The organism is Paenibacillus sp. MSJ-34, from assembly GCF_018918005.1.
Taxonomy (GTDB): Bacteria; Bacillota; Bacilli; order Paenibacillales; family Paenibacillaceae; genus MSJ-34.
The window spans coordinates 1-12472 of the sequence record NZ_JAHLPR010000006.1 but is presented as its reverse complement, the minus strand read 5'-3'; the positions used below and the strand labels follow the sequence as shown (position 1 = coordinate 12472).

The following is a 12472-nucleotide window of genomic DNA, read 5'->3' as shown; positions in this document are numbered from 1 at the left end:
CCGGTTCGCAACAATATGGGTCAAGGCTGGGCAAGGCACGGACAGTCGCTCGGCAAATATGTTGAGGGTTAATATGGCAGCTGCGTCTCCGAAACATGACGTTTTTCAAGCTATCGCCGATCCGACCCGCCGCCGCCTGCTTCAATTGCTGATCGATCAAGAGATGCCGGTCACGGCCATCAGCAGACATTTCCCGATGAGCCGAACGGCCGTCTCCAAACATTTACACATATTGGCGGAAGCAGGACTTGTCAAAGTGAGAAAAGTCGGCCGTGAAACCCGATACAAATTGCAACTGGAGCCTCTTCATGAGTTGAAACAATGGCTCTCTTATTATGAACGTTTTTGGGACAATAAGATGAACGCCCTTGCAAATTTCGTTGAAAACGACGACGAATCAGATCAGTAGTGTTGCATAAACGGTGACGCGAAAAGTTGTTGCAATTGGCTGAATCGTCTTAAGTATGGCTCAGGACTCCTTCGGGCTGTGGCTTACCCTGAAAATGAACAAAAATGAACTACTCCGTGCAGCCGGCTGCTTCACGGAGTAGATTAGTTTCTTTATTGCGACGCGAATGGGTTATGATGGCTGGCCGTCGATCCCGAGCCTCCGCACTTGGTCAGCTTCAGCTTATCGTCGATCATTTCCTCGGCATCCGTGCCAAGCAAATATTGCCCTTGCGCGAGCAGCGATTTGCGCACTTCCGATACGTCTACTCGACGAGTGGCGATGCCTCTCTGCGCCGCAATCGCAGCTGCCGTGCCGGCGCCTTGTCCAATGCCCATCGCGGTAGCCATGACGCGCACGGAGCCGAAAGCGGCATGCGTTGCCGAGATGCAGCGCCCGGCTACGAGCAAGTTGTCAACACCTTGCGGAAGCAGGCTGCGGTAAGGAATTTCATATACCGCCTTGCCCGAGCCGGTGAATACTTGCTGTTCTCCTTCCGGCGGATGAATGTCGATCGCGAACGTTCCGCAGGCGATCCCGTCCGGGAAGGCGCGGCTGGCGAGGACATCGTCCTCCGTCATCGTGTAATCGCCCACGATATGCCGGGTTTCCCTCACGCCGACTTGAACGCCGGTATCGAGCACATAGGACCGTTCGAAGCCCCCGATGCGTTTCTGCATAAATTGATGGATTTGCCAAGCTTGTCGCCGGGTGATCCGTTCGGCACGCGTCAAATCTACCACACTCGTGCCGTCTATTCCTTGCAGCCTAGTGCAGTTCACGGCGATCTGCCCTTCCCGCGGCAATTGATACATTAATATGCGCGGCGCCGCGTCCGCCGGCCATTCGCCATCGTCCATCGCCTTCTTGATCAGATCCTTCATGCCGAGGAAAGCAAGCGCTTCGCTTCCGTCGATCTCCTCGTCGGTAGGCGAATCTTTAAGCAGATCGCGGTTATCTTTCATCCATTGGCGCAGTGTCGGGAAGTCAATGCCTCCGATCCGGTAGAACAGCGTTACCGGCTGCATTGCTCCGTCCGACTCGCGCCCTTTAACGAACGGCGCTCCAATTCGGGCAACAATATCCGCGTCCGCCGAACAATCGATGACGATCTTCGGCACGATCGCTTGGCGTCCCGACTTGCTCTCGACGACGACCGCCTTCACGTTCCCGTCTTCCTTCACAGCATCCGCTACGATCGTATGCAGCATCAGCTTGACGCCGGCCTCCTCTACCATATCGAACAGCAGCAATTTCATGCCTTCGGGATCGAACGGCGTCATCGACGCGTTGTCGAACGTAAGATCCGTCACATGGCCCGGAGAAGCGGTAATGTCGATCAGCCGGTCGACAACCTCGCCGGCGATGCCGCGAATGACTTGCTTGCCGTTCACATCATGGAAGGTGAACATCGGATTGACCATCGCAATCGTCAAATTGCCGCCCAGGAAGCCGTAGCGCTCGATCAGCAGCGTGCTGGCTCCGCTGCGGGCGGCAGCCACGGCCGCTCCGATGCCGGCGGGACCTCCCCCAACAACCAATACGTCCGGCTCGGCAATGACCGGCACGCTTCTTTCCTTTTCTATAATGAAGTTCATTCTCTCGATCTCCTCTCGTAAGTTGTACTGAATCAACCGCGTTTGCAAGACAGCAATACAACGGAATGGGCCGGACAAGTCCATTCCAGCGTTCCTTCTTCCAAACGTTCCGTTACCGGCACGATCCGGTTCGGCGAATCAAAGTCGTTCACCGCATACAAATCTTCGTGATGCAGCGTCCACGCTTCGGCGATTCGGCTGCCTTCCGGCAATACGAGCCGCACCTTCATCTCTTCCGTCTGATGACGGTTGACGAGCGAAACGGCAATGCCCTCCTCCGTCATGGCGGCGGCCGCGTCCACGAAGCTCACGTCGCGTCCCTCTTCTTCGTCCGGCACTTGAACATGCGGAAACTGGATTTGCGGTTTCGGCGCTTTGGTACGCGGGCTGTCCACCGTGACTTCAAGCGCCTCTCCGCGCATCCAGCGCGCGTATTGCTGGAATAAATAATAAAGCGGAGTCTTTACAACGGTGTCCGCATTCACGTTCATTACCCCGTTGCCGTTCACAATAAATACATAGTTGGCCATGCCGATCCGCGGGCTGAGGCGAATCATCGCATTCAGCACCCCTGCCGCAAACACCGCATCCTGTGTATTGCGCGGGCTCTTCCGAATCAAATCGTATCCGTTCCTCTCCTCGTTCCAAACGCAATGGCGTATATTCCATTCGTCCACGGAAATCCGAATCGGCCGCTGTTGCGGGCGATCGGCCATCAAGTCGATCGCCTTCAGCATTTTGCGCATGCGGCTTTCCATATAATCGGCTGTAAACGCCACTGCGTAATATTCGCCGCCGCTGACACGATCTACGGAACAAGCGTACGTATGAAGCGTCAAATAATCGATATATTTCCCCGCATGTTCCAGTACCGTACGATCCCAATCGGGATCTGAGGCGTCATTGGAACCGACGGCCAAAATCCGCGCATCCGCCTGCTCCTTCCGTACGAATTCGCACCAATTCGCCAGCTTCCTCGCATAGGCATCCGCATCCATTTGCCCCGCTTCCCAGAATCCCCACGTCTCATTGCCGATGCCCCAATATTTTACATTGTATGGCTCTTGCCGGCCGTTCCGCCTTCTGCTCAATACATCGGCCGTCGGTTCCTGGCCGTTGCAGTAGTCCATCCATCGTAGCGCCTCGTCAAGCGTGCCCGTCCCCATATTAAAGTTGATATAAGGCTCTGTCCCGGCCAATCGGCACCACTCCAGAAATTCGTCTGTCCCGAATCGATTCGGCTCATGGCCGCCCCAATGCCAGTTGCGGCGCAGCGGACGTTTCTCGCGCGGGCCGATTCCATCCTCCCAATGATATAAATCGGCAAAGCAGCCGCCCGGCCAACGGACAATCGGCGCACCCAGCTCCTTCGCGGCCTGGAGAACGTCCTTGCGGAACCCGTTATGGTCGGACAAAGGCGAATTCTCGTCCAGAATGGACGGGTAAATGCAATCCTCCAAATGTTCAAAATATTGACCGTAAATATTGGGGCTGATCTCTCCCAGCTTGCGAAGCGCCTTAACCTCGACAGTCGTTACCATAAGTTGTTCCCCTCCAATAATCGAGGGGATCTCCGCCGGCACCCGCCGGTTTCCGTGATCCCCTTTCTTTATTCATTAGACCCTGCTATTGTCCGGCCTTTTGATACCATTCGTTAACCCCTTGATTGATTTCTTGTCCGCCGGCCGCTCCCCATTCCTGAAGAAACCCTTCGTGATCGTTCAAGTTTCCGGTACCCATAATCACTTTCACGAAATAATCTTCTTCCATTTTACGCAGCGTTTGTTCGTATTTCGTCACCGCTTCAATCGGCGGAGCAAGCGATACCGGATTCATTCTCGCATATTTGTCGTACTCCTTGTTCAACCGCTCGAACACTTCGAATTGCGTCGGATCGCGACGGAGGCGCGCCAGCCACATGTCGGGATAGCGATATTCGTCAATGCCGTTTAAGAACCAATAGGCAGTCCCTCTCTTCTCGGAGAAAATCGGCATAATCGGCGTGTATTTATCGTCTTCTTGCGTGAACGTCACATTCTCTTCGCCTAGCGTCAAATAGGTAAAATTGTCCGGTTCAAGCTTGGCGTCAATGTATTGAATCGCATCTTCCGCGTGTTTTGCGCTTTTGGGAATGGCATGAATATACTGAATGCGCAAATTCGCCTGAATGCCGGCGTTGCCGTTGTTATCCTTCAGCGGATCCAAATAACCGAGCTTCGCTCCGGGCACGTTCTGCAACGTCGTCGGCCCGACTTTGGAGGAGTCAAACCATGACGACTGCATGGCAAAGGCTTTGCCGGCCATAAACTTCTCCTGCATCGAAGCGACTTTGTTCACACCCCAATCCTGATCAAGCAAGTTCTCCTGGTACAATTTGCTCATATACGCCAAATACTCTTTAAATTCAGGCATTTCGAAACGATAGATCAGCTTGCCGTCCTGCTCGGTCCAATCGGTAAAAATTCCGAACCCGCTCAGCAATGTGCGTATATCGCCGGCTCCTCTTCCCGTCAGCGGAATCAGCTCCGGCTTCGCTTTCTTGACCGCCTGCAGCGTGGCGTAGAACTCCTCCGCCGTAGTCGGAACCGGCAGCTTCAGCTCTTCGAGAATGTCTTGCCGGTAGACGATCGTATCTTCGATATTTGGCCGCTCATTTTTTTGCGGAATACCGTACAGCTGCCCGTTCACGCGCGACAGTTCCCATGTTTCCTCTTTAATCACTTTTTTCAAGTTTTGTCCGTACTGTTCGATCAGATCGTCGATTGGCCGCAAAGCCCCTTGCGCTGCCAGTTTATAAAACTGCGGCGCCGTCAGCATGACGATATCGTAATTCGCGCCCGATGCGATTTCCAGGTTCAGCTTCTCGTCCGGCTTGTCCTGCGGAAGCATGGCGAACTCGACTTTATAACCCGTCGTCTTCTCGATTTCCTGTACCATTAGATCCTTATTCGGATCCAGGTTCGGCGCAAAGTTCCCTAAAATTTTCAAGGTTGGCTTTGTTCCCCCGCCTGCCGCATTATTGTCTTCCGTCCGGCTCTCCTCGGCCGTTTTCCCGCTGCCGCATGCCGTCGCGGCAAGCATTAGCATGGCCAGCACAAGCCCCCAAAGAATCCGTTTCTTCGTCATCTCATTACCTCCATGAAGTGTAGTGGCAATTCTATGTTTCAAGCCGTCTGTCCGCATGCGCCGACAGGCGGCCGTTAAACCGGCTGGATCGGTTTAGCCTTTGACCGAGCCGATCGTCAAGCCTTTCACGAAATATTTCTGCAGGAAAGGATATACGATCAGCACCGGAACGATCGACACGATGATGGTTGCGGAACGCACCCCTTCCGTTGAAATTTGCATCGCCGCTTCCACGCTCATTCTGCCGATATTTTCACTCGTGCTTGTAATCATCTCCATTAAATAAAGCTGGAGCGGCTTCAACTCCGGTTTGCTTATAAATAGAAGCGGATGAAAGTAATTGTTCCAATAGCCTACCGCATAAAACAAACCGATGGTGGCCAGCACCGGGGTGGAAATCGGCAAAATGATCGAGAACAGCACTCTCCAATTCGAAGCCCCTTCCATTTTCGCCGCTTCTTCCAAACCTTCGGGCACCTGCTCGAAGAAGGTTTTGACAACGAGCAGATTGAACGGCACGACGAGCAACGGAATAATCATCGCCCATACGGTATCGATCAAATGCAGCTCTTTCATGAGCATATAGCTCGGAACGATGCCTCCGTAAAATAACATGCTGAAGATATATAATAGAAGAATATATTTCCCGCCTTTAAATTGCGGCTTCGACAACGGATAGGCGGCCAATACCGTAATAAGGAGGCCCGCCAGCGTACCAAAGACGGTAACGAACACCGTAACGCCGAACGACCGGAAAAAACTCGATTCGAACAGAACGTACGAGTAGGAGGATAAATCGAACCCTTTCGGCCAAAATCCGATTTTACCGGCGTCTACAAACGCATTGTCGCTGATCGATTTCGCCAAAACATGAAGGAAGGGAATGACGGACAGCAGCCCGAGCAAACTTAGCAACACGATGTTGGCCGAATCGAATAAAGCGGCGCCCGACAGTCTGTAGAATTTTTTCATCTTATCTCCTCCCTGTTACCACAAGCTTCTGCCTAGCGTTTTTCTGCAAAGGGCGTTGCAGGACAAGACGAGCACGAACGCGACGAGCGACTCGAACAGGCCGAGCGCCGTACCCAAACTGAAATCCATCTGGCCCAGGCTTACCCTGTACACGTATGTTTGAATAATATCGGCCACTTTATAGACCGACGGATTGTACATCGCCAAAATCTGCTCGAAACCGGCGTTAAGGATCGCGCCGACCCGCAAAATAAGCATCAGTACAATGACCGGCAAAATACCGGGAATTGTAATATGCAGCATGCGCTGCAGACGATTGGCGCCGTCAACCTTGGCCGCCTCGTAGAGCTGGGGATCGATGCCCGTCATGGCTGCCAAAAAGACGATCGCGCTCCATCCCGCTTCTTTCCAGCCGTCGGTTGAAACGAGCAAGGCCCGGAAATAAGACGGATCGGTAAAAAATTTGATCGGACCGATCCCGAACGTCTCCAGCAGTTGATTCACTACGCCATAGCTACCCAGCAACGTATAAAATAAGCCGAAAATAACGACCCACGACAGGAAATGAGGCAAGTAAACCAACGTCTGTATCGTCCGCTTGAACCATTCGCGGCTTACCTCGTTAAGCAGAAGCGCCAAAATAATGGGGAGCGGAAATAAAAACACGATTTTGTAAATGCTGATAATGAGCGTATTGCCGATAATCTGCAAAAACTCCGGATTGCCGAATATGCGCTCGAAATGTTTCAAGCCTACCCATGGACTTTTAAATATCGAGTCGACGACACCGTTGCCAATAAACATGTTGAAGTCTTTGAAGGCTAAAGTAAGACCGTAAATAGGAATAAATTTGTAGACGATCAAATACAGCAGCCCCGGCAATGACATGAGCCAAAAATCCAGATTGTTGCGAAAATAACCGCGGCCTTTGCTGCCTTTCATGGAGTATCCCCCCTTCTTAGCTGACTCTTTTCAAATATGAAGTTTCCCGTTATAGTGTGAGTGTGAACTCCTTTCTTCCGCTTTTTACGCTACAACTTTCGACTACATAGATTGTAGCCTGAATGAGCGGATCGTCTCTAGATGACAGGTTTTTGATTTATGGTAGTTTTCTATAGTCTTGAATAAGACGCCAAAAACCTTGTCGACGCTCGTCACAGGCTTAGAGAGGAGCAATTGCAAATGCAAATGTATACGTTATTGATTGCGGATGACGAACCGTCTACACGCACCGGGTTAAACGATTATTTCGATTGGGCGTCCTGCGGCATTACCGTCATCGGCACAGCGGAGGATGGCGACAGCGCTTATCGGTTGTTCGTCGAGCGTCAGCCTTCGATCATATTGACGGATGTCTTGATGCCCGTTATGGACGGCATCGCCCTGGCCGGACGCATTAGAGAGAATCACAGCAACGTGCCGATCATCTTCATTAGCGGCCACGACGATATCGAGTATATGAAATCCGCATTGCAAATGGATGCGGTCGATTACATATTAAAGCCGATTCAGTTCGCGGAACTGGCCAACGTCATGCGCAAGACGGTATCGCGGCTTCAGGAGGCCGATCGGCGCAATGAACTGATGGCCGGAATGAACGCCCGGCTTAGCCAAAGCCTGCCGCTGCTGAAGGAGAAGTTCTTCAGCGCCCTGATTCAGGACGGTGCCAAATCTGCCGTCGATTTGCAGCGCCAGCTCGATTTCCTGGATATCGGACTTCCGCAGACCGGCTTGTACTGCGCCTGCATCATTAGCGTAGACCAATATTCCAATCGGCTGGGAGCGCTGTCCGAACGGGACAAGCAACTCATATCGTTCGCGCTGTTGAACATCAGCCAGGAATTGATCGACGCCTTTCGCGGCGGCTATGCCTTCGAGCATCGCCAAGGGGAATTTGTCTGCATCGTCAGGATGGATATGGATGAGGACGAAGGAGCGCTTCATTCGCTCGCGCAACGCCTGCAGCAAACGCTGTCGAATTTGCTGAAGCTAAGCGTCACGATTGGCATAGGCCGATCCGTAACCGGTCTCGGACAACTCCCGGTATCCTATGCGATGGCGGTCAATGCCGTAAATCAGAAGCTGTTCCTCGGAAGCAGCAGCATCATTTGGATGGACAGCCTGCAAACCGGCGAAGAATCTCTGTTCAAGCTGACTCAGCGGGAATCCTCCGCCTTCGTCGCTTCTCTTCGCGCCGGGGACGAAGAGAAGACACTCTCATTGCTTGAGCTGATCTATCAAAAGCTGTCGCAGCATCCTTGCATGAGCCGGCGCCAATGCCAAAATCTGTTTCTGCAGCTATTTCTGAACAGTTCAAATATTCGGATGGAGCTCGGCCTCTCTTCGGACGAGACCGACAAGGAGGAATCCCGCTTCTGGGAACAAATGGCCTCGCTTGAGCTTGCGGCCGACATGAAGGAACTGCTGGCGGAGCATGTAAGAAGAATATGCGAAGCGGTCCGCAACAAGCGGAACGACCGTTCAAGCAACGTGATTGAGCAGACGAAGGCAATCATTCACAACCGTTTCGGCGAAAATCTCACCATTCAGCAAATCGCGGACGAAATTTATTTAACATCGACGTATCTGTGCCTTATTTTCAAGCAAGAGACCGGCTTCACGATCAATGAGTATTTAACCCATGTTCGTATGGAAAACGCCAAAACGATGTTGCGCGATCCCCGGCATAAAATGTATGATATTTGCTATTCCGTCGGTTACACGGATCCAAGCTATTTCACGAAGCAATTCAAGAAGCATACCGGGTATACGCCGAAGGAATACAGGGAGCATGCGCTATGAGCGGCCGCCGCGCGAGCCGTATTCGACTGCATTGGAGGCGGCTGTCGATCCGGAGCAAGACGATTGTGCTGTATATTGCGATCGTGCTTATTCCGAGCTGTTTGCTCATGTACTTTTACTATTCGAAGTCTTCCGAGCTGCAGCAGATCGAGGTGAACCGCACCATTCTGCAGACGCTGAAACAGGCCGAGCTCAATATTACGAACCGGTTAAGCGAAGCGGTCAATGTATCGAACGCGCTTTCGGGAACGCCGCTGCTCTATGAATATACGACGGTCAAAAGCGTGCCTAAAATACCGTATGAACAGTATAGGGACTATAAAGAACTCGAAAAATTGATGGATAGCTTCCAGAGTTCGTCCGTCATTCTTCAAATTCGTCTCTTTGTCGATTCCAGCCTGATGTTCTCCCGGGAAAGAGTCCGCTACTTCCCCCTGCCTGAAATCGAGAACTCGCCGTGGTACGAGCAAATCGTCGGCCATAACGGCGCCATCTATTGGACCGGAGCCTATCGCCTGAAGCCGAACGATCCGGAAGAGCCCGTTATTATTACAGCCGCCAGAGTGTTGAGAGATCCGAGCCATTACGACCGGGTCATTAGCGTGCTTGCCGTCGATATGAACATCAACAAATTGGAAGAGGTTTTGAGCGGCATCGATTTGGGAAATAAGGAAGGCATCTATTTAACAGCCGCCGACGGCACCGTCATTGCGCGTTCGGGCGGGGCTGGAGGCGCGGCAAACCTATTCGAGCATTTGCGCATCGATGCCGGAGAGCTGGAGGAGGACGGTTACGTCAATACGGAAGGGCCGGAACCTGCCCGCAAAAATTGGCTCATTTACCGGACCGTCCCTATGACGGATTGGAAACTTGCCGCCGTTGTCGACGCGAAGGAATTGGCCGGGAAGAATATCGCGTTTAACCGGATTTCGATGGCGATTTTCATCATCGTCACCTTCGTGCTGTTCATTCTTGTTATGCTGTTGCTATTCGCTTCCTTCGCCGATCGGATGAACTTGCGCATCCGCCAGCTGATTAAAGCGATGAAATTGGAGGGCCTCGAAACCGTCGACGAAAATTTATCGCAAAGCTCGGGCGATATGGGGCAGCTTGAGCAGGGGATCGGCCGCATGATCCAAACGGTCAAAACGTTGACGGAGGAATCCTTTCAAGCGAAGCTTCATGAACGGGAAGCGATGCTGAAGGCGCTGCAGGCGCAAATTAATCCCCATTTTCTGTACAATACGCTCGAAGCAATCAACTGGATGGCCATTCGGCGAAATGCCGACGATATCAGCTTCATGATCGATTCCTTGTCCAAGTATTTCCGACTGACGCTGAATAAGGGCCAAGATATTGTCACCGTAAAAGAAGAGCTTCTGCTCGCCAAAGCGTACCTGGATATTCAGAATGTGCGGTTTCAAGGCTCTTTCGACGTGCACATCGAGGATGCGCTGGAGACGCACGATTTGCTTATCCCGAAGCTGTCTCTTCAGCCGATCGTGGAGAACGCTTTACTGCATGGACTCCGGTCCCAAAAAACGGAAAGCGGCCGCATAACGATTAAAACGTCCCTCATGCAATCGGAGACAAGTTCCCAGAAAGAGCTGTCGATCATCGTGACGGATAACGGTGTCGGCATGGACTCCGAACGAGTGAAGCAACTGCTTATTAAAGCTTCCGTTCATGACTCGCCGACGAGGGGCTACGGCCTTCGCAATGTACATGAGAGAATTCGTTTGTTCTCGGGCGAATTGTACGGGCTGCGCATCCAATCGGCCGAAGGGGCGGGCACCACGGTCGAAATTCGGCTGCGCCAAACGCGCCGGGACGCGCCTTCATAACGATCGATAAGAACCGGGACCAAGGAAAGCTCCCGCCCGGCCGACGCTCCGTACATGTGACGGTACGGGTGGCACCGAGTCCGGCATATTGCCGGCATGTACCAAATCAAAACCACCCGTGTGAACGGGTGGTTTGTTCTGCGGCTGAAAGCCTTTGTTACTGGCCAACCCTTAAAAGGGCTCTGAATAGTTCGCCAACCGCACTACTTCCACGGTCACCCCTAAAGGGGGACTCGTTCACTTCTTCTTTCTGCTTTTCTTTGTTTCTTCACCTGTAAATGGATCGATATATTCCTCCATCGTTAGTTGTTCTGCGATCACATCCTCCTGTAGTTGGTTTCGTATATATTCTTCTATCACTTTCTTGTTTCTTCCGACGGTATCTACGTAGAATCCTTTACACCAAAATTTTCGATTCCCATGCCGATCAAATATCATCAGGCTACTTTTCCCTTTCAAATACCCCACAAATGAGGACACACTTATTTTCGGTGGGATACTGACCAACATGTGAATGTGATCCTTACACGCTTCCGCCTCAATGATTTCAACACCTTTCCTTTCGCACAGCTGCCTTAGGATAACTCCAATATCTCTCTTTAGTTTTCCATAGATCACTTGTCGTCTATATTTTGGGGCAAATACAATATGATACTTACAATTCCACTTCGTGTGTGCTAAACTATTCACATCAGATGGCATCTGAGTTCCTCCTTGTGTTCATAAATTCGGTTGGCGAACCAAATTTATTCTAACACGCTACATGGAGGAACTTTTTTTGTTACACCGCTAAAGCTTTCCCGAACCATACGCATAGTGTATGGTTTTCAATTTACAATGAATAAGAATGCTTCCGTCCCAAGGAACGAAAGCATTCTCGTGTCTGTAACATTCTATTTCTTATACATCCCAGTTCCGTCTTGGCTTGTAGCCGGCATTTTCAAGAAAATCGCGCTCGACGGTTTGGCTGAGTCCCTGAAGGTCAATCTTGGCGGCCATGGACGTAATCAGCATACGGCTCGCCATTTCCAGCGTCTGCAATGACATTCGGGCTTCCCAGATGGTAGTGTCATACACAACAACGCCATGATTCTCCAGCAGCAGCACATTCGCGAGCTTGGCCTTTTCGCGCACGGTTTCGCCCAGGTCGCTGCTGCCCGGATGGCAGTAAGGAACGCGCTCCACCTTCTCCAAATAATACATCGTTTCCACGAACAGATTGGACGGAAGTTTTATATCCGAGCAGGCAATCAGGGTCGTATAGAAAGGAGAGGCGTGAAGCACCGCTCCAATCTCCGGACGGCTCTCGTATGGCCCGGTGCATCGGGGTTTCCTTCGACGGCTTGCGTCCCGCGCCTCCGTAAATGCTTCCCGACAGATCGCACTCGATGAGATCCGCTTCGTCCAATTCCCCGAGGAAAGTACCGCTGGCCGTAACGACATAGCGATCCCCTTTCGTTCTGGCGGATATATTGCCCGCATTCCCCCAGGCTAAATCATATTGCATCATATATTTCCCAGTGTGCTGCAACTCTCTTTTGACCGCTTCTACGTTTGGCATGATGTTTCCGCTGAAGCATAATGCCCGAAAGCTGATGGTATTGCCTGTCCAGGGTTTGACGAATATAATGTCCGTATCACAGTAAAGGAAAAGGATGCCTCCATAAAGCGTAAGCCTGTTC

The 12472-nt window shown here is 51.8% G+C and carries 9 protein-coding genes and 1 pseudogene; 3 read left to right on the top strand and 7 right to left on the bottom strand.

From position 1 onward, the window contains the following. Positions 1 to 73 precede the first annotated feature (73 nt). Positions 74 to 409 carry an ArsR/SmtB family transcription factor gene (locus KQI79_RS04190; RefSeq protein ID WP_216537092.1) on the top strand — a complete coding sequence of 112 codons (336 nt, stop codon included), beginning with the start codon at positions 74 to 76 and terminating at the stop codon, positions 407 to 409. Between the two features lie 152 nt (positions 410 to 561). Here KQI79_RS04190 and KQI79_RS04185 read toward each other — a convergent pair whose 3' ends face one another. From KQI79_RS04185 to KQI79_RS04165, 5 genes are all read right to left on the bottom strand, one after another. Continuing rightward, on the bottom strand, positions 562 to 2046 hold the full coding sequence (locus KQI79_RS04185; protein WP_216536980.1) for an FAD-dependent oxidoreductase: 1485 nt from the start codon (positions 2044 to 2046) through the stop codon (positions 562 to 564). 32 nt (positions 2047 to 2078) lie between these two features. Next, positions 2079 to 3587, bottom strand: a complete 1509-nt coding sequence (locus tag KQI79_RS04180; protein ID WP_216536979.1) for an alpha-N-arabinofuranosidase — start codon at positions 3585 to 3587, stop codon at positions 2079 to 2081. Between the two features lie 85 nt (positions 3588 to 3672). Next, positions 3673 to 5172 carry an extracellular solute-binding protein gene (locus KQI79_RS04175; protein ID WP_216536978.1) on the bottom strand — a complete coding sequence of 500 codons (1500 nt, stop codon included), beginning with the start codon at positions 5170 to 5172 and terminating at the stop codon, positions 3673 to 3675. A 93-nt stretch (positions 5173 to 5265) separates the two neighbouring features. Then, complete coding sequence (locus tag KQI79_RS04170) at positions 5266 to 6144, bottom strand: carbohydrate ABC transporter permease (RefSeq protein ID WP_216536977.1); 879 nt, start codon at positions 6142 to 6144, stop codon at positions 5266 to 5268. Positions 6145 to 6159: 15 nt separating this feature from the next. After that, positions 6160 to 7086 (bottom strand): ABC transporter permease, encoded by a 927-nt coding sequence (locus KQI79_RS04165; protein WP_216536976.1) that lies wholly within the window; start codon positions 7084 to 7086, stop codon positions 6160 to 6162. 240 nt (positions 7087 to 7326) lie between these two features. Between KQI79_RS04165 and KQI79_RS04160 the strand changes: the two genes are divergently transcribed. Next, positions 7327 to 8946 carry a response regulator gene (locus KQI79_RS04160; RefSeq protein ID WP_216536975.1) on the top strand — a complete coding sequence of 540 codons (1620 nt, stop codon included), beginning with the start codon at positions 7327 to 7329 and terminating at the stop codon, positions 8944 to 8946. Next, positions 8943 to 10790, top strand: coding sequence for a cache domain-containing sensor histidine kinase (locus KQI79_RS04155; protein WP_216536974.1), 1848 nt, complete (start codon positions 8943 to 8945; stop codon positions 10788 to 10790). The genes KQI79_RS04160 and KQI79_RS04155 overlap by 4 nt, the downstream gene beginning before the upstream one ends. A gap of 237 nt (positions 10791 to 11027) precedes the next feature. On the opposite strand, the gene tnpA is transcribed toward KQI79_RS04155, so the two are convergent. Together tnpA and KQI79_RS04145 are read right to left on the bottom strand one after the other, a co-directional pair. Continuing rightward, complete coding sequence (gene tnpA, locus KQI79_RS04150) at positions 11028 to 11492, bottom strand: IS200/IS605 family transposase (protein WP_216536973.1); 465 nt, start codon at positions 11490 to 11492, stop codon at positions 11028 to 11030. Between the two features lie 198 nt (positions 11493 to 11690). Beyond that, positions 11691 to 12297 (bottom strand): annotated as a pseudogene (locus tag KQI79_RS04145) (class II aldolase/adducin family protein). Positions 12298 to 12472 lie beyond the last annotated feature (175 nt).